The 25,334-nt window shown below is 73.3% G+C and carries 24 protein-coding genes; 14 read left to right on the top strand and 10 right to left on the bottom strand.

Annotated features, from left to right (window positions below):
• The first annotated feature begins 129 nt into the window (after positions 1–129).
• Complete coding sequence (locus tag AMK13_RS26055) at positions 130–531, top strand: allophanate hydrolase-related protein (protein WP_074004300.1); 402 nt, start codon at positions 130–132, stop codon at positions 529–531.
• Between the two features lie 296 nt (positions 532–827).
• Here the strand turns inward: AMK13_RS26055 and AMK13_RS26060 are convergent, their stop codons facing one another.
• The 7 genes from AMK13_RS26060 to AMK13_RS26090 form a co-directional block, all read right to left on the bottom strand.
• Positions 828–2,213, bottom strand: a complete 1,386-nt coding sequence (locus tag AMK13_RS26060; RefSeq protein ID WP_074004301.1) for an 8-oxoguanine deaminase — start codon at positions 2,211–2,213, stop codon at positions 828–830.
• 67 nt (positions 2,214–2,280) lie between these two features.
• Positions 2,281–3,822 (bottom strand): nucleobase:cation symporter-2 family protein, encoded by a 1,542-nt coding sequence (locus tag AMK13_RS26065; protein WP_079272457.1) that lies wholly within the window; start codon positions 3,820–3,822, stop codon positions 2,281–2,283.
• A gap of 339 nt (positions 3,823–4,161) precedes the next feature.
• Positions 4,162–5,082 carry a factor-independent urate hydroxylase gene (gene pucL, locus AMK13_RS26070; protein ID WP_074004302.1) on the bottom strand — a complete coding sequence of 307 codons (921 nt, stop codon included), beginning with the start codon at positions 5,080–5,082 and terminating at the stop codon, positions 4,162–4,164.
• A gap of 32 nt (positions 5,083–5,114) precedes the next feature.
• Positions 5,115–5,450 (bottom strand): hydroxyisourate hydrolase, encoded by a 336-nt coding sequence (gene uraH, locus AMK13_RS26075; RefSeq protein ID WP_049653752.1) that lies wholly within the window; start codon positions 5,448–5,450, stop codon positions 5,115–5,117.
• Positions 5,451–5,555: 105 nt separating this feature from the next.
• Complete coding sequence (uraD, locus tag AMK13_RS26080) at positions 5,556–6,059, bottom strand: 2-oxo-4-hydroxy-4-carboxy-5-ureidoimidazoline decarboxylase (RefSeq protein ID WP_074004303.1); 504 nt, start codon at positions 6,057–6,059, stop codon at positions 5,556–5,558.
• Positions 6,060–6,307: 248 nt separating this feature from the next.
• A complete protein-coding gene (locus AMK13_RS26085; RefSeq protein WP_049653753.1) occupies positions 6,308–6,688 on the bottom strand; it encodes a helix-turn-helix domain-containing protein in 381 nt (126 codons plus the stop codon).
• Positions 6,685–6,939, bottom strand: coding sequence for a thiamine-binding protein (locus AMK13_RS26090; RefSeq protein ID WP_063780213.1), 255 nt, complete (start codon positions 6,937–6,939; stop codon positions 6,685–6,687). Before AMK13_RS26090 ends, AMK13_RS26085 begins: the two co-directional genes overlap by 4 nt.
• A gap of 283 nt (positions 6,940–7,222) precedes the next feature.
• Between AMK13_RS26090 and AMK13_RS26095 the strand changes: the two genes are divergently transcribed.
• From AMK13_RS26095 to AMK13_RS26155, 13 genes are all read left to right on the top strand, one after another.
• Positions 7,223–8,068 (top strand): TIM barrel protein, encoded by an 846-nt coding sequence (locus AMK13_RS26095; protein ID WP_074004304.1) that lies wholly within the window; start codon positions 7,223–7,225, stop codon positions 8,066–8,068.
• 107 nt (positions 8,069–8,175) lie between these two features.
• Positions 8,176–9,063 (top strand): 2-hydroxy-3-oxopropionate reductase, encoded by an 888-nt coding sequence (locus AMK13_RS26100; protein WP_074004305.1) that lies wholly within the window; start codon positions 8,176–8,178, stop codon positions 9,061–9,063.
• A gap of 440 nt (positions 9,064–9,503) precedes the next feature.
• Entirely contained in the window at positions 9,504–10,646 is a 1,143-nt protein-coding gene (locus tag AMK13_RS26105) for a glycerate kinase (protein ID WP_074004306.1), read from the top strand.
• Between the two features lie 147 nt (positions 10,647–10,793).
• A complete protein-coding gene (gene allB, locus AMK13_RS26110) occupies positions 10,794–12,200 on the top strand; it encodes an allantoinase AllB (RefSeq protein ID WP_074004307.1) in 1,407 nt (468 codons plus the stop codon).
• A gap of 10 nt (positions 12,201–12,210) precedes the next feature.
• Positions 12,211–13,407 (top strand): allantoicase, encoded by a 1,197-nt coding sequence (gene alc / locus AMK13_RS26115; RefSeq protein ID WP_074004308.1) that lies wholly within the window; start codon positions 12,211–12,213, stop codon positions 13,405–13,407.
• Between the two features lie 116 nt (positions 13,408–13,523).
• Positions 13,524–14,984 (top strand): catalase, encoded by a 1,461-nt coding sequence (locus AMK13_RS26120; RefSeq protein ID WP_074004309.1) that lies wholly within the window; start codon positions 13,524–13,526, stop codon positions 14,982–14,984.
• A gap of 251 nt (positions 14,985–15,235) precedes the next feature.
• Complete coding sequence (locus tag AMK13_RS26125; RefSeq protein WP_074004310.1) at positions 15,236–16,015, top strand: IclR family transcriptional regulator; 780 nt, start codon at positions 15,236–15,238, stop codon at positions 16,013–16,015.
• A gap of 254 nt (positions 16,016–16,269) precedes the next feature.
• Positions 16,270–17,187: a metal-dependent hydrolase gene (locus AMK13_RS26130; protein WP_049657802.1), complete on the top strand. Its 918-nt coding sequence runs from the start codon at positions 16,270–16,272 to the stop codon at positions 17,185–17,187.
• A gap of 47 nt (positions 17,188–17,234) precedes the next feature.
• A complete protein-coding gene (locus tag AMK13_RS26135; RefSeq protein WP_074004311.1) occupies positions 17,235–18,323 on the top strand; it encodes a PDR/VanB family oxidoreductase in 1,089 nt (362 codons plus the stop codon).
• A 13-nt stretch (positions 18,324–18,336) separates the two neighbouring features.
• Entirely contained in the window at positions 18,337–19,233 is an 897-nt protein-coding gene (locus AMK13_RS26140) for a M24 family metallopeptidase (protein ID WP_074004312.1), read from the top strand.
• Complete coding sequence (locus AMK13_RS26145; protein ID WP_074004313.1) at positions 19,230–20,984, top strand: SDR family oxidoreductase; 1,755 nt, start codon at positions 19,230–19,232, stop codon at positions 20,982–20,984. The genes AMK13_RS26140 and AMK13_RS26145 overlap by 4 nt, the downstream gene beginning before the upstream one ends.
• Positions 20,985–21,081: 97 nt before the next feature.
• Positions 21,082–21,279 carry a type II toxin-antitoxin system VapB family antitoxin gene (locus AMK13_RS26150; protein ID WP_049654040.1) on the top strand — a complete coding sequence of 66 codons (198 nt, stop codon included), beginning with the start codon at positions 21,082–21,084 and terminating at the stop codon, positions 21,277–21,279.
• A gap of 94 nt (positions 21,280–21,373) precedes the next feature.
• Positions 21,374–21,994 (top strand): LysE family translocator, encoded by a 621-nt coding sequence (locus AMK13_RS26155; RefSeq protein ID WP_049654038.1) that lies wholly within the window; start codon positions 21,374–21,376, stop codon positions 21,992–21,994.
• A 19-nt stretch (positions 21,995–22,013) separates the two neighbouring features.
• On the opposite strand, the gene AMK13_RS26160 is transcribed toward AMK13_RS26155, so the two are convergent.
• The 3 genes from AMK13_RS26160 to AMK13_RS26170 form a co-directional block, all read right to left on the bottom strand.
• Complete coding sequence (locus AMK13_RS26160; RefSeq protein ID WP_049654035.1) at positions 22,014–22,307, bottom strand: hypothetical protein; 294 nt, start codon at positions 22,305–22,307, stop codon at positions 22,014–22,016.
• Positions 22,308–22,407: 100 nt separating this feature from the next.
• Positions 22,408–23,640, bottom strand: coding sequence for an XdhC family protein (locus AMK13_RS26165; RefSeq protein ID WP_074004314.1), 1,233 nt, complete (start codon positions 23,638–23,640; stop codon positions 22,408–22,410).
• A 134-nt stretch (positions 23,641–23,774) separates the two neighbouring features.
• A complete protein-coding gene (locus AMK13_RS26170; RefSeq protein ID WP_074004441.1) occupies positions 23,775–25,274 on the bottom strand; it encodes an NCS2 family permease in 1,500 nt (499 codons plus the stop codon).
• Positions 25,275–25,334: the final 60 nt, after the last annotated feature.

The following is a 25,334-nucleotide window of genomic DNA, read 5'->3' on the forward strand; positions in this document are numbered from 1 at the left end:
GACCTGCCCGCCGGAGCCTGCCCGGCTGTAGTGCGCCGGCGGTCCACCACTCCGTTCCGTACGGCGACGAATCCCACCTGTCCTCTCGTCGCCGTACGGAACGGTCTTGTCCACGTAAGGAGTTCACCCATGGCGCGCATGTTCTTCAACGGCCAGGCAATGGTCGGCGGTCCCTTCCACGCGAAGGTCGCCGACTCGCTGATCGGGCCGGCCAGGACCGCCCCCGGCTACCGCTTCTTCTCCATCGACCACAGCGGCGGCACGGACGTCTGCCCGGGACTGCTGGCCGACCCGGAGGCGGACACCGCCATCGAGGGCGAGCTGTACGACATCCCCCTGGAGCGGTTGCGGGACGTCATCCTGCCGGGGGAGCCGCGGGAGCTGGAACTGGGCGTCATCGAGCTGGAGGACGGCTCCGCGTGCCTGTCCATGCTGCTCTCCCGGGGCGAGCTGGAGCGCGGCGTCCACCGGGAGATCACCCACCACGGCGGCTGGCGCGCCTACCTGGCGTCGATCGGGCGCACGGCCTGACGGCTGCCGCCGGGTGCGCCGGCAGCCCCGGACCCTCGCCGTGGGTCCGGGGCTGCGGTCCGCGCACCGGTGACGGCGAACAGACGACAGATAACAGGCGACAGATAACAGATAACAGATGACGAAAGTTGTCAGCTGTCATCTGTCCGCCACTGTCGTCCGTCCGTCGCCCCGAGGTGCGCGGAGCCCGGGGGCGCACCGTCCCTGGGCGCCCCCGGAGTACGGGGTGGGCGTCGGACCGGCCCCGGAGCGGACCGAACCGGCGCTAGACCGGACCGACCCAGACCGGACCGGCCCTAGACCGGACGCGCCGCCAGCTCGCGGGCGGCGCGGGCGCAGTCGCGTGCGATCCGGTCCTCGTTGACGGTGGTCAGCTGCCCCTTCTCGACCACCGCGTTGCCGTTGACGAACAGCACCGACAGCGGCGGCAGCGCGCCGAAGGTGAGCGCGGCGACCGGGTCGGCGATGGACGAGTGCATGACCCCGTCGATCTTCCACAGCGCCAGGTCGGCGAGCTTGCCGACCTCGATCGAGCCGATCTCGTCCTGCCGGCCGAGCACCCGGGCGCCGCCCATGGTGCCCAGGCGCAGCGCCTGCCGCCCGGTCAGCGCGGCGGGGGAGCCGTGCAGCCGGTTGATCAGCAGGGCGTTGCGCAGCTCCGTACCGAGCTCGCCGGACTCGTTGGAGGCGGTGCCGTCCACCCCGAGCCCGACCGGGACGCCGGCCCGGAGCATGTCGGGCACCCGCGCGATCCCGGCCGCCAGGCGGGCGTTGGAGGACGGACAGTGGGCGACGCCGGTGCCGGTCTCGGCGAACTTGGCGATGTCGGAGTCGTTCATGTGCACGCAGTGCGCCATCCAGACGTCCTCGCCGAGCCAGCCCACCGACTCGAAGTAGTCGGTCGGCCCCATGCCGAACAGCTCCTTGCAGAACGCCTCCTCCTCGGCCGTCTCCGAGCCGTGGGTGTGCAGCCGGACGCCCTTGCGGCGGGCGAGTTCGGCGGACTGCCGGAGCAGGTCGGTGGAGACGGAGAAGGGGGAGCAGGGCGCGAGGGCGATGTGCAGCATCGAGCCGAAGGAGGAGTCGTGGTAGCGGTCCACGGCGGTCTCGGAGGCGGCCAGGATGTCGTCCAGCTCCTCGACCGCGTGGTCCGGCGGCAGCCCGCCGTCCTTCTTCGAGCGGTCCATCGAGCCGCGCAGCGCGGTGAAGCGCAGGCCGAGCTCCTGGACGGCCTCGATGGAGGCGCCGAGGATGTCGCCGCCGTCCTTCGGGAAGACGTAGTGGTGGTCCGAGGCGGTGGTGCAGCCGGACTTGAGCAGCGCGGCGGCGGAGCCCTGGCTCGCGGCGTGCACGAGCCGCTCGTCGATCCGCGCCCAGGTCGGGTAGAGGGCGACCAGCCAGTCGAACAGGATGTCGTCCTGGGCCAGGCCGCGGGTGATCCACTGGTAGAAGTGGTGGTGGGTGTTGACCAGGCCGGGGGTGGCCAGGTGGCCCTCGCCGTTGATCCGGCGCACCACGTTGTCCAGCCACGCGGGGGCGGGGCCGTCGCCCACCGCCTCGATGGTGTTGCCGAGGAGGACCACGTGGCCGCGGGCGTACTCGGTGTCGTTCGCGTCCACGGTGGCGATCGCGACGTTCTCGATCACGGTCCGCTGGTCGGTGGGCGGGGGCTGGACTGCCATGGTGTGACTCCTAGGGGGGAGGGCCGGGAGGGGTGCGCACCGTGGTGCGCGCCCCTCCCGGGGCCGGTCAGGACGGCGTCGCCGTCGGAACCGTGGGACCTGTCGGCATCGACGGCACCGACGGCACCGCGGGAGCCGCCGGTACCGTCGCGTCGGAGCCCTGGCCGGGCCTGGAGCGACGGGCGGCCCCGACGTGGTGGAAGAGCAGGTTGAGCAGGACGGCCACCACGCAGCCGGCCGATATCCCCGAGTGCAGCAGGGTCCGGGCGGCCTCCGGGAAGGAGTCGTAGAACGTCGGCGCGGCGATCGGGACGATACCGACCCCGAGCGAGACGGACACCAGGATGGTGTTCGACCCGGACTCCATGCCGGCCTCCGCGAGGGTGCGGATGCCGCTGGCCGCGACCGTGCCGAAGAGCACGATCCCGGCGCCGCCGAGGACGGGCTGCGGCACCAGGGAGACGACCGAGCCCAGCACGGGGAACAGCCCCAGCAGGACCAGGATGCCTCCGCCGGCCGCGACCACGAAGCGGCTGCGGATCTTCGTCAGCGCCACCAGCCCGATGTTCTGGGCGAAGGCGCTGGCGGCGAAGCCGTTGAAGACGGGGCTGAGCGCGGTGGCCAGGCCGTCGGCCCGCAGGCCGGCGGCGAGGGTGGGTTCGTCCGCCTCGCGGTCGACGATCCTGCCGAGGGCGAGCATGTCGGCGGTGGACTCGGTCATCGCGACCACCATGACGATGCACATCGAGACGATCGCGGCGGCGTCGAACACGGGCGCGCCGAAGTGGAACGGGGAGGGGAGCGAGAAGACCTTCGCGTCCTTGACCGCGCCGAAGTCGGCGAGCCCCAGCGGGAAGGCGATCAGGGTGCCGAACGCCAGGCCGATGAGCAGGGACAGCTGCTGCCAGAACCCGCGCAGCAGCCGGTTGCAGAGCACCACCGCGACGAGGGTGATCGCGGCGAGGCCGACGGCCCGCATGGAGCCGTACCCGGGGGCGCCCGGCGAGCCGCCGCGCGCCCAGTTGACCGCCACCGGGAGCAGGGACACCCCGATGAGGGTGATCACGGTGCCCTGGACGACCGGGGGGAAGAACCGGATGAGCTTGCAGAAGTACGGTGCCGCGAGGAAGCACAGGAGCCCCGCGACGATCACCGCTCCGAAGATCACCGGGAGGGCCTCCTTCGGTCCTCCCGTCTTCTCGATGGAGCCCTTGGCGATGGCGATCATGGGCGCGACCCCCGCGAAGGAGACGCCGTTCACGAACGGCAGCCGCGCGCCGATCTTCCAGATGCCGAGGGTCTGGAGGAGGGTGGCCAGTCCGGCGGTGAACAGGCTGGCCGAGATGAGCAGGGCGAGTTCGGCGGGGGAGAGCCCGACGCCGGCGCCGACGATGAGCGGGGGTGCGACGACCCCCGCGTACATCGCGGCGACGTGCTGGAGTCCGGTGGAGAACAGCTTCACCGGGGGCAGCAACTCGTCCACGGGATGGGTTCCGGGCCGGGGCGGTTTGCCGGTGCGGTGCGCCGGCGTGCCGTCCGTGCCGTCCGGGTCCTGCGTTCTCTCCGGGGTGGAACCGCCGTCTGTACTGGTGGTGTTGCTGGGTGCCATGTCGAGCCCCTCTTGTGCCCGTGGCTCCCGGCGCGCCCGTGGCGCTGGAGTGCGGCTGGTGCTGGTGCTGGTGCTGGTACGACCGGGGGCGGGACGGCGGTGCAAGGATCCCTCGGCCGGGCTCTCCAGTGCCCCGGGCCGGCCGCCGCGAGGCAGACACGAACTCCGGTGGGTGGGGGTGGAGGTGGAGAAGAACTAACTGGTGCGGGTGGTGCCTGGTGATGGGGCCGGTGGGGCGGCCCGCCCGGCCGTCCGGCCCGTGGGGGCCGGGGGATGCGGCGATTCCGGGCGGCGTCCACCTGGTGGTGAGGGTGCTGAGGGTGGTGAGGGTGGGGGAGGTCAGGCGACCGGGATGACCGGGACGACGCCCTCGCGGTGCACGGTGCCCTCGATCAGGCCGTACATGCGGTCCGCGGCGAAGTAGACCTCGTTCTCGTTCTTGAGGCCGAACGGCTCCAGGTCGACCAGGAAGTGGTGCTTGTTCGGCAGTTCGAGGCGGACCTCGTCCACCTCGGCGCGGTTGTTGAGGACCCGGGTGCCCATCGCGTGCAGGGTCTGCTGCAGCGAGTAGGAGTAGGTCTCGGCGAACGCCTCCAGCAGGTGCCGCTTCACGTGGGTGTAGGAGCGGTTCCAGTTGGGCTGGGCCTCGCCGTCCCGGCCGCTGTAGCCGAACTTCCAGCGGGCGGTGACCTGGGTGGCGAGGATGCGGTCGTACGCTTCCTGGAGGGTGGTGTAGCCGTCCTTGATGTAGCCCCAGAACTCCGAGTTGGTGGAGTTCATGACGACCAGGTCCTTCAGGCCGGATATGACCTGGACGGATTCCCCGTCGTAGACGATCTCGCTGGTGCGGACCTCCTGGCCGTTGCGGACGAAGGAGTGGCCGACCTCCTCCGAGCCGATGAAGCGGGCCGAGCTGTCCGGCGTCCGGATCCGGTCCCAGGAGTACTCCTCGATCCGGATCCGGGCGCTGTGCACGACGCCGCGTTCGGTGTCGTCGACGAAGTGGCGGGCCAGGAGGATGCCGAACGCCTCGGCCGACTCGATGCCGTGCTCCTTGGCGAAGGCGTAGACGGTGTTCTTGGTGGTGTCGGTGGGAAGGCAGTTGGCGTTGGACCCGGTGAGGTGGACGTCCTCGAACTCGCCGCGGAGCGAGACCGAGACGTTCAGGTCCTTGATCTCGTGCCGGGTGGAGTCGCGGTGGATCCGGACGATGCGGTTCTCCGCCTTGCCGTACTGGTTCTGACCGAGCACGTGGGCCATGACGTGGCTCCTAAGCTTTCCAGGTCGGTCCACTAGCTTCCGCGGTAGACCGAGTATCCGAACGGGTTGAGCAGCAACGGCACGTGGTAGTGGTGCTGTTCGGGCGCGACCGTGAAGACGATCGAGACCTCGGGGAAGAACGGCGGCTCGGCGGACGTGGACGCGGAGTACGCGCCGGTGTCGAAGAGCAGCCGGACGACCGAGCCCGCCTCCACGGCCGGCAGGTCCTTGACCCGGCCGTCGGAGTCCGTGGCGGAGGTGCCGAGCACCTGCCAGCCACCCTCGGTGTGCAGTGCGAGCTCGACCGGGACGCCTTCGGCCGGTCGGCCGAGGCTGGTGTCGAGCACGTGGGTGGAGATGCCAGTCATGGGTGAAGTGACCTTACTGATGGCAGAGGTGATGGTGCGTCAGCATCAGTGGATGCCGGAAGTTTCTGGCAAGGAGAATGGGGGAGAGCGCGATATGACGGAGTGTCAGGAAGCGTCGAGCAGGCGGTCGAGCCGGATGTCGTTGATCTTGCGCAGCTCCCCGCGGACGATCTCCGCCTCGGTGGCGGCGTCGTTGGGGTGGCGTTCGCGCAGGGCGGCGAGCATGCCGACCGCGGTGCGGCCGGTCGCGCAGATCAGGAACACGTGGCCGAACTTGGCCTCGTAGGCGGCGTTGGCCTCGTGCAGCGCGTCGAGGACCGCCTGGTCCACGCCCTGGATTCCGGCCTGTTCGCGCTCGGAGACGGCGTCGCCGGCTGTCGGCCTGCCGATCCGGGCGTGGCCGGCCATCGCGTCGCGCAGGTCCTCGGTCGTCAGTGACGCCATGGCCGCCGCGTTGGCGGCGAGCAGGGTGTCGCGGTCGGACCAGGGCCGGGCCGCGGCGACCGCGGTGGCCCAGCGGGGGCTGGAGCAGACCTCCAGCAGGATCCCTTCCAGTGCCGCGGCATCGGTCGCGGCCAGGACGTCAAGGGTGTGGGGGTGGTTGGTCACGGGTGGACCTCCTGAAGAGTGGTGCCACCCGGAAAAGCTAGATCGGCCCCACCCGGCCGTCAACACTTTGTTGAACGGTTGGTGGTTACGTTTTGAACCGGGCCCCGATGTCGGGCCCTTTCGTGTGCGATTCGCCAAGTGTGCCCCGCCGCAGGCCGATCCGGTCCTGTCGTGTCGGCGGGGTCACCCGTTCGGAGGCCCCCTGGGTGGGGGCGCGCACACGCCCCGGAGGGCGTCGAGCCGGAGTGTCAGGACGACTTCGCGCCGTCCTGGCGGTTCAGGTAGTTGTACACGGTGAAGCGGCTGACGCCCAGGGCGGAGGCGACGGTCTCCACGCCGTGGCGGACGGTGAAGGCGCCGCGCTCCTCCAGCAGGGCGACGACCCGCTGCTTCTCCAGGCGGTCGAGCTCGGCCAGCGGGCGGCCGTCGAACTGCCGGGTCATCTCGGCGAGCAGCCGGTCCAACGCGCTGCTCAGGTGCGGCAGTCGGACGGCCAGGGCCGGGGTGCCCTCCCACTCCAGGACCACGTCGTCGGGCTTCGCCTCGTCCAGCGGGACGTGCGTCGCGCCGACCGCGGCCAGCAGCGGCTTCACCGCCGCGGCGAGCGGGTGTTCCACGTTCTCGGTCACGGCGTACCGTCCTCCTCGCCCAGCACGCTGACCTGGACCGAGATCCGGGTCGCCCCGGCGTCCAGGGTCTCCTTGAGCAGCTTGGTCACCGCGGCGAGGACCTGCTCGGCCCCGCCCTCGGCACCGGTGCCGAAGGGGCCGACCGAGACGTCCAGGCCGGCGTCGTCGACCACCCGGCGAGCCGCCGCGGCGTGCTCCGGGAACGTGTCCAGTTCGAACGGTTCTGTCGTGAACTCCACCATCAATCGCACGGGGTCACTGTAGCGAGCGGGGGTGCGGGCGGGCAGGGGTCGGGGGATCGAACGGTCCGGCCCCCGCGGGCGGCGCGCCGCCGGTGTGGCCTCGGTGTGCCCTCGGTGTGCCCTCGGGGCTGCCCCGGTGTGCCCTCGGGGCATCCGGCAGGGCCCCTCGGGACTACTTCAACAAAATGTTGCGACTCCCTTGACACCCGCTCGACGGGCCGGAGATGCTTCCACCACACAGAATCCCTCTTCCGGATCGTGGAAGTTGTGGATGAAGGAAGAGAGATGAGAGGTGAGCGACGTGACGGCGGCTGCCAAGCACGGCTTCACGGTCAACCTGTCGATCCTGTTCGGCGAACTGCCGCTCCTGGAGCGCCCCGCCGCGGCCGCCGCGGCCGGCTTCACCGCCGCCGAACTGTGGTGGCCCTTCGGCGCGGAGCACGACCCCTCGCAGGCCGAACTGGACGCGCTGCGCAAGGCGTTCACCGACGCCGGCGTGCGGCTCACCGGCCTCAACCTCCTGGACGACCTGGGCAAGGGCGCCCGCGGAACCGTCTCGGTGCCCGCCGAGCGGGACCGCTTCCGCGCCAACCTCCCGGTCGCCGCCGAACTCGCCGCCTCGCTCGGCGCCACCGCGCTCAACGCGCTGTACGGCAACCGGGTCGAGGGCGTCGACCCGGCCGAGCAGGACGCGCTCGCGCTGGAGAACCTGGTGCTCGCCGCCCGGGCCGCGCACGGGATCGGCGCCGTCCTGCTGATCGAGGCCCTGAACAGGGCCGAGTCGCCGGACTACCCGCTGGTCTCGGCCGCCGCCGCGGTCGAGGTGGTCGACCGGGTCAACGCCGCCACCGGCCTGGGGAACGCCAGGTTCCTCTGCGACCTGTACCACCTGGCCAGGAACGGCGAGGACCTGGCGGCGGTCATCGACACCCACGCCGACCGCATCGGCCACGTGCAGATCGCCGACACCCCGGGCCGCAACGAGCCCGGCACCGGCGAGCTGGACTTCGAGGACCTGTTCGCCCGGCTCACGGCCGCGGGCTACGCGGGCTCCATCGGTCTGGAGTACCGCCCCTCCGGCGGCGTCAGCGCCGACAGCTTCGGGTGGCTGCCGCGCGAACTGCGCGCCGCCCAGTAGCGGAGCCGCCCAGCCGCGCACCGCCGAGCAGTGCCCGGTTCGAGCGGCGGGCAGCGCACCGCCGACCCACCCGACCTCCCACCCGCACACGTAAGGAACTCGACGCGATGAGCCGCAAGATCGCCTTCATCGGCCTCGGCATCATGGGCAGCCCGATGGCCGCCAACCTGGTCAAGGCCGGCCACCACGTCACCGGCTTCAACCTCACCCGGCCGCCGATCGACGCCCTGGTCGCGGTCGGCGGCCACGGCGCCGGCAGCATCGCGGAGGCGGTCGGGGACGCCGAGGTGGTCATCACCATGGTCCCGGCCGACCCGCAGGTCGAGCAGGTCGTCCTGGGGGAGGGCGGCGTGCTGGAGAACGCCAGGCCCGGCACCCTGGTGATCGACATGTCCTCGATCACCCCGCAGACCTCGATCAGGGTCGAGGCCGCCGCCAGGGCGAAGGGCGTCCGCACCCTGGACGCCCCGGTCTCCGGCGGTGAGGCCGGCGCCGTCGAGGCCGTCCTGTCGATCATGGTCGGCGGCGCGGCGGAGGACTTCGCCGAGGCCAGGCCGCTGTTCGACGCGCTGGGCACCACGGTCGTCCACGTCGGCCCGGCCGGCGCCGGCCAGACCGTCAAGGCCGCCAACCAGCTGATCGTCGCGGTCAACATCCAGGTGCTCGCCGAGGCCGTGGTGTTCCTGGAGAACGCCGGCGTCGACCTCGCGGCCGCGCTGGACGTGCTCGGCGGCGGCCTGGCCGGCTCCACCGTGCTCAACCGCAAGCGGGCGAACATGCTGAACCGCGAGTTCGCCCCCGGCTTCCGGATCGACCTGCACCACAAGGACATGGGCATCGTCACCGACGCCGCCCGCGCCGTGGGCGCCGCGCTGCCGGTCGGCGCCGTGGTGGCCCAGCTGGTCGCCTCCGCCCGGGCCAACGGCGACGGCTCGCTCGACCACTCGGCGCTGCTGCGCGGCGTCGAGCGGCTCTCCGGGCGCGAGGTCGCGTAACCGCCGGGGGCTCCCGCGCGGAGCCCCCGGCCCCGAACTCCTCCTGGTGGCGTGTACCTATCCGGTCGTGCCCGCGCCGCCAGGAGGCCGGACCCGACCGGCGTGCGGGCCGGGGCTCATCCGCCCGCCCGTCGGTCGATCCAAGCCGGTGACGCGTACGTCCCCCTGGGGGCACTTCGGTCGTGCCTGGTACGCGTCGCCAGGGCCCCTCCCCGCCGAGGGGAGCCCCTCGTACGTCGGAAGCGGGACGGGGGAACGGCGGGGAGGGGCGCACCCTCCTGGAGCGGGCCGCTCCGGACACCACGGTCACCCCCGACCGCTCCGGCCTCCCCGGCCGAGGCGCTGGCCACCCGGAGCACCCGGGCCCATGCTGGACGCACGTCAGCCGGACGCACGTCCCGGAACCACCGCCAGACCCGTACGGAAGCGAGGAGCGCGCCATGCCCCCCACCCCCCACCAGGGCCATGTGGTCGTCGCCCCCGACAAGTTCAAGGGCAGCCTGGAGGGTGCCGAGGCGGCGGCCCGGATCGCGGCCGGCATCCGGCGCGCCGCGCCCGGCACCGAGGTGCGCGAACTGCCCGTCGCCGACGGCGGCGAGGGCACCCTGGCCGCCGCGCTCGCGGCCGGCTTCAGCCGGGTCCCGGCCAAGGTGGCCGGCCCGACCGGCCTGCCGGTGGACGCCGCGCTGGCCGTCCGGGACGACACCGCCGTGGTGGAGCTGGCGCAGGCCTCCGGCCTCGCCCGGCTGCCCGGCGGCCGCACCGCCCCGCTCGCGGCCGGGTCCTACGGAGTCGGCCAGTTGATCGCCAAGGCGGTCTCGCTCGGCGCCAAGCGGATCGTGCTGGGCCTCGGCGGCAGTGCCTGTACGGACGGCGGCGCCGGCATGGTGCAGGCGCTCGGGGCACGGCTGCGCGATGCCGGCGGGGCCGAACTGCCGCCCGGCGGTGCCGCGTTGCGCCGGCTCGCGGAGATCGACCCCGGCCCGCTGGCCGAGGCCCTGGGCGGGGTCGAGGTCGTGGTGGCCTGCGACGTGGACAACCCGCTGCTCGGGCCGCGCGGCGCCGCCGCCGTCTACGGCCCGCAGAAGGGCGCCGACGGCGGGGACCTGGTGGTGCTGGAGGCGGGGCTGACCCGGTTCGCCGACCTGGTCGCCGAGGCCACCGGGCGGGACGTCCGGGAGGCGCCCGGCGCCGGCGCCGCGGGTGGGGTGGGCTTCGCCGCCCTGGCCCTGCTCGGCGCGACCATGCGCCCCGGCATCGAGCTGCTGCTCGACCTGCTGGGCTTCGACGGGGCCGTGCGCGGGGCATGTCTCGTCGTGACCGGGGAGGGGTGTCTGGACGCCCAGACGCTCCACGGCAAGGCCCCGGCCGGAGTCGCCGCGGCGGCCGCCCGGGCGGGGGTCCGGGTGGCCGCGGTGGCGGGCCGGCTGGAGCTCTCCGAGCCCGAGTGGCGGGCCGCCGGCTTCACCGCCGCGATCGCCCTGACCGACCTGGCCGAGCGGCCGGGGGAGAGCATGACCAGGGCCGCCGAGCTGGCCGAACTCGCGGGGGAGCGGCTGGCCGAGGAGCTCCTGTCGCACTGAGCCCCGGTGCGTGCGCGACCTTCCCGCGCGGTGATCCCTCGGACGTTCCTCCATTGACGTTTTGTTGAAGGCGGGCCTAGGCTCCCGGCAATCCCTCGCCTCCCCCGTGTTCCGTCACCCTCAACTCCCAGGTTCCGGAGGTCCCCCATGCCTTTCAGCCAGCCGACGGTGATCCGCTCCCGGCGGGCGGTCCTGCCCGACGGCGAGCGCCCCGCGGACGTGCTGATCCAGGACGGGAGGATCGCCCGGACAGCCCCGTACGGCTCGCTCGCGGCCCGCGAGGGCGAGCTCGTCGACCTCGGCGACACCGCCCTGCTGCCCGGCCTGGTCGACACCCACGTGCACGTCAACGAGCCCGGCCGCACCGAGTGGGAGGGCTTCGCCACCGCCACCCGGGCCGCCGCGGCCGGCGGCGTCACCACGGTCGTCGACATGCCGCTCAACTCGATCCCGCCCACCACCACGGTGGCGGGGCTGGCGCTCAAGCGGAAGGCCGCGGACGGCCAGGCCTGGGTGGACCTCGGCTTCTGGGGCGGAGCCGTCCCCGGCAACCTGGCCGACCTCGAACCGCTGCACCAGGCAGGGGTGTTCGGCTTCAAGAGCTTCCTCGCCCCCTCCGGGGTGGACGAGTTCCCGCACGTCGAGGCCGCCGACCTGGAGGCGGCGCTGGCCGAGCAGGCCAGGATCGGGGCGCTGGCGATCATCCACGCCGAGGACCCGGCCGTGCTCGCCGCCGCCCCGCAGCAACCCGGCGTCCACTACCGGGACTTCCTGGCCTCCCGGCCCGCCGACGCGGAGACCGCGGCCGTCGCCCGGCTGCTCGACACGGCCCGGCGCACCGGTGCCCGGGTGCACGTCCTGCACGTCTCCTCGGCCGCGGTGCTGCCGCTGCTGCGGCAGGCCCGCGAGGACGGCGTACGGGTGACCGCCGAGACCTGTCCGCACTACCTGACCCTCGCGGCCGAGCAGGTGCCGGACGGCGACACCGCCTTCAAGTGCTGTCCGCCGATCCGCGACGAGTCCAACCGGGACGCGCTCTGGGAGGCCCTGGGCCGCGGCGAGTTCATCGCCGTCGTCTCCGACCACTCGCCGTCCACCCCCGACCTCAAGCTGCTGCCCGAGTACGGCGGCAGCGGCGACTTCGCGGCCGCCTGGGGCGGGATCGCCTCGCTCCAGCTGGGCCTGCCGGCCGTCTGGACCGAGGCCCGCCGACGCGGCCACACCCTGGCCGACGTGGTGCGCTGGATGTCCGCCGGACCGGCCGAACTGGTCGGCCTGAGCGGCACCAAGGGCGCCATCGCCGCCGGCCACGACGCGGACCTGGTCGCCTTCGACCCGGACGGCGGGTTCGCCGTCCGCGCGAGCGGGCTGCACCACCGCAACCCGGTGACCCCGTACGCGGGCCGGACCCTCACCGGCGCGGTGCGCGCCACCTGGCTGCGCGGCCGCGAGGTGGACCCGGCGGCCCGCCCCTTCGGCCGGCAGCTCGCCCGGCCGCAGGCCGACCCCACCCGCTTCACCACCGCCACCCCCATCCCGTCCGAACGCGCCTAAAGGAGAGTCAGTGACCACTGCCGACACCCCGAGTGCTCCCTTCACCGAGCTGGTCGACCTGGCCTCCCGACTGCTCGGGGCGGGCGTCGTCGCCACCAACGAGGACACCTTCGCGGACGCCGAGAACCTGCTGGTCGCCAAGCCGGCCGAGTTCCGCCCGCACACCTTCGGCCACAAGGGCCAGATCATGGACGGCTGGGAGTCCAAGCGCCGCCGCGGCGTCTCCGCCGACCAGCCGCACCCCACCGACGAGGACCACGACTGGGCGATCGTCCGGCTCGGTGCCGCCGGGGTGGTCCGCGGCGTGATCGTGGACACCGCCCACTTCACGGGCAACTACCCGGAGACGGCCTCGGTCGAGGCCGCGTCCGTCCCCGGCCACCCCTCGCCCGAGGAGCTCCAGGACGCCGAGTGGACCACGATCGTGCCGCGCACCGCGCTCGACGGCGACACCGCCCACGAGTTCGCCGTCGCGGACGGCACCCGCTACACCCACGTACGGCTGAACATCTTCCCGGACGGCGGGGTCGCCCGGCTGCGGGTGCACGGCGAGGTGCTGCCCGATCCGCGCGAACTGGACGGCCTCACCTTCGACCTGGCCGCCCAGGAGTACGGCGGCGTGGCCGAGGCGGCCTCCGACCGCTACTTCTCCTCCCCGCACAACCTGAACGCTCCCGGCCGCGCCTCCGTCATGGGCGACGGTTGGGAGACCCGGCGTCGGCGCGACAAGGCCAACGACTGGGTGCAGATCGCCCTGGCCGGGGGCGGTGAGGTCCTGGCCGCCGAAGTGGACACCTCCTACTTCGTCGCCAATGCCCCCGGCTGGGCCGACCTGATCGGCTTCGACGCCTCGACCGGGGCCGACCCGGCCGACGGCGAGTGGTTCGAACTCCTGCCCCGCACGCGGCTCCAGCCCGACACCCGGCACCGCTTCCGGCTCGCCGCCGGCCGCCCGGTGACCCACGTGCGCATCAACGTCCACCCGGACGGCGGCCTCGCCCGCCTCCGGCTCACCGGCCGCCTCACCGGGGCCGGCCGCGCGGCCCTCGCGCTGCGCTGGTTCAACGCCCTCCCGGCCGCCGAGGCCGTCGCGGCCCTCACCGGGGCCGGTCTCACCGCCGACGAGGCCGCCGCGCTGACCGCCGCCCGCCCGGCGGCCGACCCGGCCGCGGCCGCGACCGTCGTCCGGAGCCTGCTCGGAAACTGACGACCCGTCGGATCCGCTCGTCGGGAACCCCAGGGAACCTTTTCCGGCGAACGGATCTGACGATCCGTCACTTCACTCTCCACGCACCGCGCTTATCGACACCTGAAGGACCCTCCATGCCCAAGATCCTGACCACGGAGTCCGGCGCCCCGGTCGCCGACAACCAGAACTCGGCCTCGGCCGGCGAGTACGGTCCGCTGCTGATCCAGGACCAGCACCTGCTGGAGAAGCTGGCCCGGTTCAACCGCGAGCGCATCCCGGAGCGGGTGGTGCACGCCCGAGGCTCCGGCGCGTACGGCTACTTCGAGGTCACCGACGAGGTCGCGCGGTACACCCGGGCGGGCTTCCTCTCCGAGGTCGGCAAGCGCACCGAGGTCTTCCTGCGCTTCTCCACCGTGGCCGGCAACCTGGGCGCCAGCGACGCGGTGCGCGACCCGCGCGGCTTCGCGCTCAAGTTCTATACCGAGGAGGGCAATTACGACCTCGTCGGCAACAACACCCCGGTGTTCTTCATCAAGGACCCGATCAAGTTCCCCGACTTCATCCACTCGCAGAAGCGCGACCCGTACACCGGCGTGCAGGAGGCGGACAACGTCTGGGACTTCTGGGCCCACTCGCCGGCCTCGACCCACCAGATCACCTGGCTGTTCGGCGACCGGGGCATCCCGGCCTCCTACCGCCACATGAACGGCTACGGCTCGCACACCTACCAGTGGGTCAACGCCGACGGCGACGCCTACTGGGTGAAGTACCACTTCAAGACCAACCAGGGCATCCGCTGCCTGGACGGCGACCAGGCCGCCGAGGTGGTCGGCGGCGACGCCGACTCGCACCAGCGCGACCTCCACCAGGCCATCGAGCGCGGGGTGTTCCCGTCCTGGACCCTCTACGTCCAGCTGATGCCGGTCGCCGATGCCGCGGACTACCGCTTCAACCCCTTCGACCTCACCAAGGTGTGGCCGCACGCCGACTACCCGCTGGTCAAGGTCGGCCGCCTGGTGCTCAACCGGAACCCGGAGAACGTCTTCGCCGAGGTCGAGCAGGCCGCGTTCTCGCCGAACAACTTCGTGCCCGGCATCGGCCCGTCCCCGGACAAGATGCTCCAGGGCCGCCTGTTCGCCTACGCGGACGCCCAGCGCTACCGCCTCGGCGTCAACCACACCCAGCTGCCGGTGAACGCCCCGCGCGCCACCGAGGCCGCCAACTACGGCCGGGACGGCCAGATGGCCGCCAACAGCGCCGGCCGCGGCAGGAACTACGAGCCCAACTCGTACGACGGCCCGGCCCAGACCGGCGACGCGACGGCCGCGCCGGTCAAGGTGACCGGCCACACCGGCACCTACACCACCCCGGCGCACACCAAGGACGACGACTTCTTCCAGGCCGGCGAGCTGTACCGGCTGATGTCGGACGGCGAGAAGACCCGCCTGGTCGGCAACATCGCGGGCTTCCTGGCGCAGGTCTCGCGCGACGACGTGGTGGAGCGGAACCTCGCCCACTTCCACGCCGCCGACGAGGAGTACGGCGCCCGACTGGCCGCCGCCGTCGCCAAGTTGCGCGCGGGCGACGAGGGCTGACCCGCCCGCACCGCCCGCACCACCCTCCGCACCGCCACCCTCGTGGCCGCCGGGCCCGTACCCGGCGGCCGCGGAACGGGCCCCTCCTCCCGGGCAGTGGGGGAGGGGCCCGTCGCGTCCGCCCAGGTCGGCCGGTGGGCCTGCACGGATTGTCCACGGATATGTACGGACGGCAGTCGTCGGAGCCGCCGGGTCGATAGGCTGGTGTGCGCCCGCGGTCGCTCCGTGGGGGGACATCGGAAGGGGACGACATGTCGACACCAGCCCCGGGTCGTCACGCCGCGCTTGACCAGGGTCCGACGGGCCCGTTCACCTCCCTGCAGCACGCCCTCAGACTGCTGGAGGCGGTCGACCGCCACTCCGACGGAGCCACCCTGGTGGCCCTCGCCCGGGAGACCTCGCTCGGGCTGCCGACCGTGCGCCGGCTCGCCGAGATCCTGGAGGTCGAGGGCTACCTCCAGTGCCAGGACGGCGGTTGGCTGCTGGGCGGCACCTTCGCCCTGCTCGGCCAGCACAACCGGGAGCAGCTGGTGAAGGCCCGGCTCAACCGCAAGCTCGCCGAACTCCGGGACGAGTTGGGCGCCGCCGTGTACTTCACCCGGTACCACGACGGGGAGTTGTCGGTGGAGGCGGTCTCGGCCGCCGACTACGCCCCGGCCGTGCAGGAGTGGGTGGACTTCCGGGCCACCGCGCACGCCAGTGCGATCGGCAAGTGCCTGCTCGGCCAGCTGGACGCGGACGCCCGGCGCGACCACCTCTCCCGGCACCCGGTCGCCCGGCTCACCTCCCGCACCGTCGTCGACGCCGACCAGCTGATGCACCGGCTGGAGCGGCAGCCGGCCACGGTGCCGGTGCTGGACATCCAGGAGTACGCGCTGGGCACGGTGTGCGCGGCCGTGCCGATCACGGCGGGCAGCACGGTCGGCTGCCTGGCCACCTCGATGCCGGCGGACAACATCCACAAGCTGAAGGCCGCCGCCGAACTGCTGGCGGCCCGGGCGGCGCCGCTGATGCTGGCGATGGCGGTCTGACGGCGGGGCGGCCGTCGCGCGCGTGACGTCGGGGAGGCCCCGCCGGGAGACCGGTGGGGCCTCCCGCATTTCCCGCGTTTCCCCATGGTGTTCGATCGCGTCCGACGGCGTCCGGCCGTGCGCGTCGCCCGACGGCGCGCGTCACTTATTAGACTCGATGTCGATAAGGGGTGCCGAACCCCTTGTCCCGATGGCTACCCGCGAGTACGTTTCCCTGGAGCCGAGCCGCCGCCCCCAGGTCAGGAGGGCCTGCCATGCCCCGTTCCACCCCCGTCCCCGCCCTCGCCGCGCCCGCCGCACGCGTGCACGAGAGCCTCGTGCTGGAGCCCCGGGACGTCCGCTTCGACTGGTCCCGGCTGCCGCTGCACTGGATCCCGGACGAGCCGATGGCCACCCACGTCATCAACGTGCTGCACCTGCTGCTGCCCGAGGGCGAGCGGTGGTTCGTCAAGGTGTTCAAGGAGGCGCTGCCGCTCATCCGGGACGAGCAACTGCGCGAGGAGGTCCTCGGGTTCATCGGCCAGGAGGCCATCCACGCCGAGGCGCACCAGGAGGTCCTGGACCACCTGCTCGGCCAGGGGCTCGACCCGCGGCCGTACGTCCGGCAGATCTCCTGGCTGTTCCAGCGCGTCCTCGGCGACAAGCCGGGGCTGTCGCCGGCCCGGCAGCGCGAGAACGTCATCGAGCGGGTCGCCTTCATCGCGGCGATCGAGCACTTCACCGCCTTCCTCGGCAACTGGGCGCTCAACTCCCCGGGCCTGGACCGCGCCAAGGCGGACCCGACGATGCTGGACCTGCTGCGCTGGCACGGCGCGGAGGAGGTCGAGCACCGCAGCGTCGCCTACGACCTGATGGTCCACCTGGACCCGGGCTACCTCCGCCGGGTGCGCGGAATGGCCGTCTCCGGGCCGCTGCTGGTCCACCTCTGGGTGCGCGGCGCCCGGTTCCTGCTCGCCGCCGACCCCACCCTGGCGGGGCGCCTCAAGCCCACCTGGCGGGAGGCCGGCCGGATCGCCAAGCGCGGACTGCTGCCGGACCCGGTCAAGTCGGTCCGCTCCGGGCTGCGCTACCTGCGGCCGGGCTACCACCCGACCCAGGAGGGCTCGTCCAGCCAGGCGCTGGGCTACCTCGCCGCCTCCCCGGCCGCCCGCGCGGCCGCCGGGCGCGGCTGACGCGGGCGACAGCCCCCTCTCCCCCCTCACCCCAAGGACCCCGCCGGATGGACCCGCTCGCCCCGCCCCCCGACCTCTACGGCCGCCCCCGCGCCGACGGCTTCATGCGCCGGCTCACCGCCTTCGGCGACCGCTACTCCCCGGCCCTCGGCAGCCCCCTGCTGCGCCGCAACCCCCGGCGCCCGCTCAGCCGTCCCACCCCGCCGCTCCAGCTGGTCGTCGCCGAACGCCGCCGACCGGCCGCCGACGTCGTCGAGTTGCGACTCGCCGGCCCCTCCGGCGGCCCGCTGCCCGGTTGGCAGCCCGGCGCCCACCTGCGCCTCGTCCTGCCCTCCGGCCGCGAGCGCCACTACTCCCTCAGCGGCGACCCGGCCGACCGCGCCGTCTACCGCATCGCCGTCCGGCGGCTGCCCGAGGGCGGCGGCGGGTCCGTCGAGGTCCACGACGTCCTGCACCCCGGCACCCGGCTCACCGCCCGCCGCCCGCGCAACGGCTTCGCCTTCTGCGCCGAGCCCGCCGTCCTCCTGCTGGCCGGCGGCATCGGCATCACCCCGCTGCTCCCGATGGCCCGCGAGGCGCAGCGGCACGGCCTGGACTGGCGCCTGGTGCACGTCGGCCGCAGCGCCGACACCCTCCCGTACACGGACGAGCTGCGCGCCCTCGACCCGCACCGGGTGGTGCTGCGCACCGACGACGAGCACGGCGGCGTCCCCACCGGCGCCGAACTGCTCGCCCACGCCCCGCGCGGCGCCGCCGTCTACTGCTGCGGCCCGGCCCCGATGCTCTCCGCCGTGCAGCGCGCCCTGGACGGCTCCCCGGCCGCCTCCCTGCACTTCGAGCGCTTCGGCGCCGCCCCGGTCACCGACGGCGAACCGTTCGCCGTCCGACTCGGCACCGACGGCCCGACCCTCGACGTCCCCGCCGACCGCTCCGCCCTGGACGTGCTGCGCGAGGCCCGTCCGGACCTCCCGTACTCCTGCCACCAGGGCTTCTGCGGCACCTGCGAGGTCCGCCTGCTGGCCGGCTCGCCCGACCACCGGGACCGCAGGCTCACCCCCGAGCAGCGCGCCGCCGGCGCCCTGCTGCCCTGCGTCTCCCGGGCCGCCGAGGGTGAGACCCTCGTGCTCGACCTCTAGAAGGAGCTCCGCCATGGCGAAAGCGACCCCCGCCTTCCGCTACACCGAGCGCGACCTCGCCCGCTTCCGCGAGACCCAGCAACTCGCCTACCACTGCGCCGAACAGGTCGCCGCCTGGATCGAACCCGGCGTCACCGAGCGGCAGACCACCGCCGAGCTGCGCCGCCGCCTGGTCGCCGCCGGGGTGCAGGACTTCTTCCACGTCCCCTTCGCCTGGTTCGGCGACCGGACGGCGTTCCGGCACTTCCACACCCCGCTCCAGTTCTTCGCCGGCAACCGCCGGCTGGAGGAGGGCATGCCGTACGTGCTGGACTGCGCGCCCGTGGTGGACGGCTACACCGCCGACATCGGCTACGGCGGCAAGGTCGGCGAGAACCGGGTCTGGGACCGGCTGGCCGCCGACCTGAAGGTCTACCGCGAGCTGATCCTCGCCGAGGTGCGGGCCCGCAGGCCGCTCGCCGAGGTGTACGCCGCGGTGGACGCCCAGATCGCCGCGCACGGCTACGACAACCGCCACCAGGTCTACCCGGGCCGGGTGATCGGCCACCAGGTCACCCGCAACACCGCGCGCGGCCCGGCCGGGGTGAACGTCTTCGGCTTCGGCGTGCGCACCCTCCAGACCCTCGGCCGCGAGCTCGTCACCGAGCGGCTGCACGGCCGTTCGCCGCTCTGGGCCGACGGGCGGTCGTCCCGGCACGCGCCCACCCCGGGGCTGTGGGCGGTCGAGCCGCACATCGGCTTCCGGGGCGTGGGCATCAAGTTCGAGGAACTGCTGGTGGTCACCGAGGACGACGCCTACTGGCTCGACGACGACCTGCCGCACGTCCGCCGCTGGACCGCCGCCGCCACCGAGCCGGCCACCACGGAGCCGACCGCCGCCGAGCCGACCACCCTGGAGGCCACCCGATGACGTTCCCGACGAAGCCCCAGGCGCAGGCGAAGCCCCCGGTCCGCCGCCGGACCGTCCACTCCGGCGGCCTCCCGCTCGCCGTCTTCGAGCAGGGCGACCCGGCCGCCCCCACCGTCCTCCTCGTGCACGGCTACCCCGACACCCACACCGTCTGGGACGACATCGCCGCCGACCTCGCCCGCGACCACCACGTGGTCCGCTACGACGTGCGCGGCGCCGGGGAGTCGGCCGCCCCCGCCGACCGGTCCGGCTACCGCCTGGAGCACCTCGCCGAGGACCTGTTCGCCGTCGCCGACGCCGTCAGCCCCGACCGCCCGGTGCACCTGCTCGCCCACGACTGGGGCTCGATCCAGTCCTGGGAGGCCGTCACCGCGTCCGGCGCCGAGCGCCGGATCGCCTCGTACACCACCCTGTCCGGCCCCAGCCTGGACCACATGGGCCACTGGCTGCGCCACCGGCTGCGCCGCCCCACCCCCCGCCACCTGGGGCAACTGCTCCACCAGGGCCTGCACTCCTGGTACATCACCGCCTTCCACCTGCCCTACCTCGCCCCCGGCGTCTGGCGCCTCGGCCTGGCCCGGGCCTGGCCGAGGGTGCTGCGCGACCTGGAGCACGTCACCCCGCGCGCCGACCACCCGCAGCCCACCCTGCGCCGCGACGCGGTCCGCGGCATCGAGCTGTACCGGGCCAACTTCCGCCCCACCCTGGGCAGTCCGCGCGAGCGGCCGACCGAGGTGCCGGTCCAGCTGATCACCCTCACCCGGGACCGGTACGTCGGCACCTACCTCTCCGAGGGGCTGGAGCGCTGGGCGCCGAACCTGACCCGCAGGACGCTGCACGCCGGCCACTGGTCGGCGCTGCTGGAGAAGGGAGCCACCGTGGCCGGACTGGTCCGCGAGTTCACCACCCGCACCGACGAGGGCCGGGCCCGCCCCGAGGAGGGCGACGGCCGGCTGGTCGTGGTCACCGGCGGCGGCAGCGGCATCGGCCGGGCGACCGCGCTCGCCTTCGCCGAGGACGGCGCCCGGGTGGTGGTCTGCGACCTCGACCTCGCGGCCGCCGAGCGCACCGCCGAACTGGCCTCGCTGATCGGCCCGCAGGCGCACGCCTACCGGGTGGACGTCTCCGACGGCGCCGCGGTGGACGCCTTCGCGCAGACCGTCGCGGCCGAGCACGGGGTGCCCGACGTCATGGTCAACAACGCGGGCATCGGCCACTCCGGGACGTTCCTGCAGACCACCGAGAAGGAGTGGCAGCGGGTCCTGGACGTCAACCTCTGGGGCGTGATCCACGGCTGCCGCGCCTTCGGCACCCTGATGGCCGACCGCGGCCAGGGCGGCCACATCGTCAACGTCTCCTCCGCCGCCGCCTACCTGCCGTCCAAGGCGCTCACCGCCTACGCCACCAGCAAGGCCGCGGTGTTCATGCTCTCCGACTGCCTGCGCGCCGAGTTCGTCGGCCACGGCATCGGCGTCTCCACCATCTGCCCCGGCATCGTCAACACCAACATCACCCGCACCTCCACCTTCTCCGCCACCACCTCCACCGAGCAGGCCGCCAAGCAGGCCCGCGCCGCGAAGCTCTACGCCCGCCGCGGCTTCCCCCCGGAGAAGGTCGCCACCGCCATCGTGACCGCCGTCCGCACCGGCAGGCCCGTCGTCCCCGTCACCCCCGAGGCCAAGGCCGCCCGCTTCCTCTCCCGCCTCAGCCCCGGCCTGCTGCGCCTCGCCGCCCGCCTCAACATCACCTGACCGGGTGAACAACGGCCGGACGGGCCCCGTGGGGCCTGCGATATCGGATACGGTCGCACCCGATATCGCAGACCCCGCTTCGCTCGGGAGGTTGGTCATGGCCCGTACCGTGATGGACATCAACGACGACCTGCTGGCCGAGGCTGCGGAGATCTTCGGTACGACGACCAAGACCGCCACCGTCAACGCCGCTCTCGAGGATGCGGTGAAGCGTCGCAAGCGCCAGGTCTTCACGACCTGGCTCGAGGACGGTGGGCTGCCCGATCTCACCGGGCCGGTGGAAAAGGGTGAGTGAGCGCTCCACCGAGTGGGTCGTCCCGCCGGGGTCGGCGGACTGAGCGACGGCCGTTTGACGACGCTCCTCCGGGGCTGTGAGAGCATCGAGGCCCATGGAGATGACAACGGCCCTGTGGTCCTTCGCCCTCGTCGTGGGGCTGCTCACGCTCACGCCCGGGCTCGACACGGCGCTGGTCCTGCGGACCTCCGCGTTGGGGCGGCGCCGGCAGGCGTGGGGCGTCGTGCTGGGGATCCAGACCGGGACGCTGATCTGGGGGACGCTGACCTCGGCCGGGGTGACGGCGCTGCTCACCGCCTCGCAGGTGGCGTACGAGGTCCTGCGATGGGCGGGCGCGGCGTACCTGGTGTGGATGGGCATCGGGATGCTGCGCAACCGGGGCGGTGAGGCGGCGGCCGAGGAGGAGCCGGAGGACGGCGGCTTCGCGCACGGCTGGCGGCGGGGCACGCTGACCAATCTGCTGAACCCCAAGGTCGGGGTCTTCTACGTGGCCGTGCTGCCGCAGTTCATCCCGGTCGGCGTCCCGCACTTCGCCGCCGGTGTGGCGCTGACCTGCGTGCACGTCGTGGAGGGCCTGCTCTGGTCGACCGTCCTGGTGGGTTTCGCCCGGGTGCTGCGCGGCTGGCTGCGCCGGCCGGCCGCCCGGCGGTCGATGGACCGGGTGACCGGCGCGGTGGTGGTGGGCTTCGGCGTGAAGCTGGCGCTGACCGACTAAGGCGGGACGGCCCGGCGGCTCAGCGGCCGAGACGCTTCAGTCCTTCCATGAGTTCGTCCGCGTTCATGCAGATGTGCAGGTCGACGGTGGCGTTCAGCTGGGTCCAGAACGGCTCGGCGATGGACGGCAGCGAGGCCTCGTCCGGGACGTCGACGACCATGACCATGCCGCGGCTCCCGTTGCGGTTGAGGAAGTAGGCCGCCTCCGGCTTCAGTTGGGCCAGTATGCGCTGGACCCCTTCGGCCATCGTTCCGTCGCTGATCAGCTTGTTCGAGGCCGCGGTGTCGATTTCGACCTCCAGCAGGGCGCGCATGATGCCCGCTCCTTCCCCGGGCTCGGGGCGAGTCCGCAACTCCAGCCTCCCGCCGCGCCGGTGGCCACGCAACGTGAGCGGTGCCGGAGCCGCTCCCGGCTCAGGCCGCGTGGGTGCGGGGTGCCGGGCCGCCGGCCGCGTCGCCCTCGTCACCCTCCGTCCCCGTGCGCGACAGGTCGTGGTGGATCGGCCCGTCCGAGGCGCTCAGTGGCAGGCAGCTGCCGCCGCGCCGGTGGGCGACGATCTCGGCGGCGACCGAGACCGCCGTCTCCTCCGGGGTGCGGGAGCCGAGGTCCAGGCCGATCGGGGAGCGCAGCCGGGCCAGTTCGGCCTCGGTGAGCCCCGCCTCGCGGAGCCGGGCGGCGCGGTCCCGGTGGGTGCGGCGCGATCCCATCGCGCCGACGTAGCCGACCGGCAGCCGCAGGGCGCGTTCCAGTAGCGGGATGTCGAACTTGGCGTCGTGGGTGAGCACGCAGAGCACGGTGCGTCCGTCGATCCGGCCGAGTTGGGAGTCCAGGTAGCGGTGCGGCCAGTCGACCACCACCTCGTCGGCCTCCGGGAAGCGGCGGGCGGTGGCGAAGACCGGCCGGGCGTCGCAGACGGTCACGTGGTAGCCGAGGAACTTGCCGATCCGCACCACCGCGGCCGCGAAGTCGATCGCCCCGAACACCAGCATCCGCGGCGCGGGCACGTACGACTCGACGAAGCAGGTGACGGTGCCCCGGCCGTGTTCGTCGCAGGGGCGGCCGTCCAGGCCGAGCACCAGCCGGCCGGTGCGTCCGGCCTCCAGCATCGCCCGGGCCCGCACGACGATCGCCCGCTCCAGGGCGCCGACCGTCGAGGGGGTGGGTGAGAGCGCGCCGGCCACGCCGTCCGCGGTGACCGCCAGGGTGGCCCCGACCAGCCCGCCCGGTCCGCCTGCCCCGCCCGCCCCGCCCGGTCCGGCGATCACCCGGACCAGGGCCACCGGTGTGCCGGCCGCGATGTGCGCGATCCCGGTGTCCAGCCCGGCGTCGGCCCCCGGCACCACCGGCTGGACGAACACGTCCAGGACGCCGCCGCAGGTCAGACCCACCGCGAAGGCGTCCTCGTCGCTGTACCCGAAGCGTTCCAGCACCGGCTCGCCGCTCGCCAGGGCGGCCCGGCACAGCTCGTACACCGCGCCCTCGACGCACCCGCCGGAGACGCTGCCGACCGCCTCGCCGTCCGCGTCCACCGCCAGCGCCGCCCCGGGGTCGCGCGGAGCGCTGCCGGAGACGCCGACCACGGTGGCCACGGCGAAGGAGCGCCCGGACGCGTGCCAGGCCCGCAGCTGCTCGGCGATGTCCTGCATGGGGGAGGCTCCTTACACGGTTTCGACAGTAGCGGGAGACGCCGCCGTACGGGAAACGATCCCGTACGGCGGCGGTGGTGCCCAAGGCGGTCCTGCCCGAGGCGGGCGCGAACAGGGCGAAGGCGCCCGGGTGCCTAGTGCACGCCCAGCCAGGACTTGACCGGGGTGATCGCGAAGTACACCACGAACACCGCGGTGAGGATCCACATCAGCACCCCGGGCTCGCGCCAGCGCCCCAGCCCGGCCTTGATGACGGTGTACGAGATGACGCCGGCCGCGACGCCCGCGGTGATGCTGTACGTGAACGGCATCAGCACGCAGGTGAGGAAGGCCGGGACGGCCACCTCGCGGTCGGACCAGTCGATGTGCCGGGCCTGGCTCATCATCATCGAGCCGATCACGACCAGGGCGGCCGAGGCCACCTCGACCGGGACGATCCCGGCGATCGGCGAGAAGAACAGCATCAGGGCGAACAGGGCGCCGGTGACGGTGGAGGCGAGCCCGGTGCGGGCGCCGTCGCCGACGCCGGTGGCGGACTCGACGAAGACGGTCTGCCCGGAGGCGCCCGCCAGGCCGCCGACCGCGCCGCCCGCGCCGTCGATGAACAGCGCCTTGGACAGTCCGGGCATCCGGCCGCGCCGGTCGGCCAGTCCGGCCTCGGTGCCGACGCCGATGATGGTGGCCATCGCGTCGAAGAAGCCGGCCAGCACCAGGGTGAACACCGCGACCGAGGCGCTGATCGCGCCCATGCCGTGGCCGCCGAACGCGCCGAACAGGTCGACGTGGCCGAACAGGCCGAAGTCCGGTGCGGAGACGGGGCTGCCGGGCCAGACCGGCACCGAGTTCCGCCAGGCCCCGGCGGGCACGTGGGCGGCCCGGTTGACGATCACCGCGAGCACGGTGCCGCCGGCGATGCCGAGCAGGATCGCGCCGCGGACGCCGCGCGCCATCAGCACGAAGATCGCCAGCAGGGTGACGCAGAAGACCAGCACCGGCCAGCCGGACAGCTCGCCGGTCGGGCCGAGCGAGAGCGGGGTGGGGCCGCCGGTGTGCATGAACCCGGCCTTGTAGAGGCCGATCACCGTGACGAACAGGCCGATGCCGATGGTGATGGCGTGCTTGAGCGGCAGCGGGATGCCGTTCATGATCCGCTCGCGCAGCCCGGAGACGACCAGCAGCACGATCAGCAGGCCGTAGATCACGCACAGGCCCATGGCCTGCGCCCAGGTGGTGTGCGGGACGACCAGCGCGGAGACCGCGCCGGAGACGGAGAGCCCGGCGGCGAGGGCGAGCGGCACGTTGCCGACCAGGCCCATCAGGACGGTGGTGACGGCGGCGGCCAGCGCGGTGGCGGTGGTCAGCGCGGCGGGGTCCAGTTTGGCGCCGGTCGCGTCCGCGCCGCTCAGGATGAGCGGGTTGAGCAGGATGATGTACGCCATCGCCATGAAGGTGGTGACCCCACCGCGCAGTTCGTTGGCGAGGGTCGATCCCCGGGCCGAGATCTTGAAGTAGGCGTCCAGTGCGCCGGTGGGACGCGGGGCTTCCTGGGGCGACGTGCCGGGTTCGTTCCCGGCGGGTCCGTCCTCGGCGGGTCTGTCTTCGGTGGTGCCGGGCTCCGTGGGGATTCTGGTCATGTCCATCCCAAGTGTCAAAGGGGGTTGGGGTGGGCGAGCCGACCTGACCGCCGGTCAACG

This window comes from Streptomyces sp. CB02056 (assembly GCF_001905545.1).
Lineage (GTDB): Bacteria > Actinomycetota > Actinomycetes > Streptomycetales > Streptomycetaceae > Kitasatospora.

Coding starts and splice junctions, on each gene's coding strand:
- pucL (WP_074004302.1), bottom strand. CDS start 5,082: ATGGCCCACGTGCTCGGTCAGAACCAGTACGGCAAGGCGGAGAACCGC.
- AMK13_RS26125 (WP_074004310.1), top strand. CDS start 15,236: ATGTCGACACCAGCCCCGGGTCGTCACGCCGCGCTTGACCAGGGTCCG.
- AMK13_RS26130 (WP_049657802.1), top strand. CDS start 16,270: ATGCCCCGTTCCACCCCCGTCCCCGCCCTCGCCGCGCCCGCCGCACGC.
- AMK13_RS26170 (WP_074004441.1), bottom strand. CDS start 25,274: ATGACCAGAATCCCCACGGAGCCCGGCACCACCGAAGACAGACCCGCC.
- AMK13_RS26060 (WP_074004301.1), bottom strand. CDS start 2,213: ATGGCAGTCCAGCCCCCGCCCACCGACCAGCGGACCGTGATCGAGAAC.
- AMK13_RS26105 (WP_074004306.1), top strand. CDS start 9,504: ATGCCCCCCACCCCCCACCAGGGCCATGTGGTCGTCGCCCCCGACAAG.
- allB (WP_074004307.1), top strand. CDS start 10,794: ATGCCTTTCAGCCAGCCGACGGTGATCCGCTCCCGGCGGGCGGTCCTG.
- AMK13_RS26150 (WP_049654040.1), top strand. CDS start 21,082: ATGGCCCGTACCGTGATGGACATCAACGACGACCTGCTGGCCGAGGCT.
- AMK13_RS26140 (WP_074004312.1), top strand. CDS start 18,337: ATGGCGAAAGCGACCCCCGCCTTCCGCTACACCGAGCGCGACCTCGCC.
- AMK13_RS26055 (WP_074004300.1), top strand. CDS start 130: ATGGCGCGCATGTTCTTCAACGGCCAGGCAATGGTCGGCGGTCCCTTC.
- AMK13_RS26155 (WP_049654038.1), top strand. CDS start 21,374: ATGGAGATGACAACGGCCCTGTGGTCCTTCGCCCTCGTCGTGGGGCTG.
- AMK13_RS26100 (WP_074004305.1), top strand. CDS start 8,176: ATGAGCCGCAAGATCGCCTTCATCGGCCTCGGCATCATGGGCAGCCCG.
- AMK13_RS26160 (WP_049654035.1), bottom strand. CDS start 22,307: ATGCGCGCCCTGCTGGAGGTCGAAATCGACACCGCGGCCTCGAACAAG.
- AMK13_RS26065 (WP_079272457.1), bottom strand. CDS start 3,822: ATGGCACCCAGCAACACCACCAGTACAGACGGCGGTTCCACCCCGGAG.
- AMK13_RS26145 (WP_074004313.1), top strand. CDS start 19,230: ATGACGTTCCCGACGAAGCCCCAGGCGCAGGCGAAGCCCCCGGTCCGC.
- uraH (WP_049653752.1), bottom strand. CDS start 5,450: ATGACTGGCATCTCCACCCACGTGCTCGACACCAGCCTCGGCCGACCG.
- AMK13_RS26120 (WP_074004309.1), top strand. CDS start 13,524: ATGCCCAAGATCCTGACCACGGAGTCCGGCGCCCCGGTCGCCGACAAC.
- AMK13_RS26165 (WP_074004314.1), bottom strand. CDS start 23,640: ATGCAGGACATCGCCGAGCAGCTGCGGGCCTGGCACGCGTCCGGGCGC.
- AMK13_RS26135 (WP_074004311.1), top strand. CDS start 17,235: ATGGACCCGCTCGCCCCGCCCCCCGACCTCTACGGCCGCCCCCGCGCC.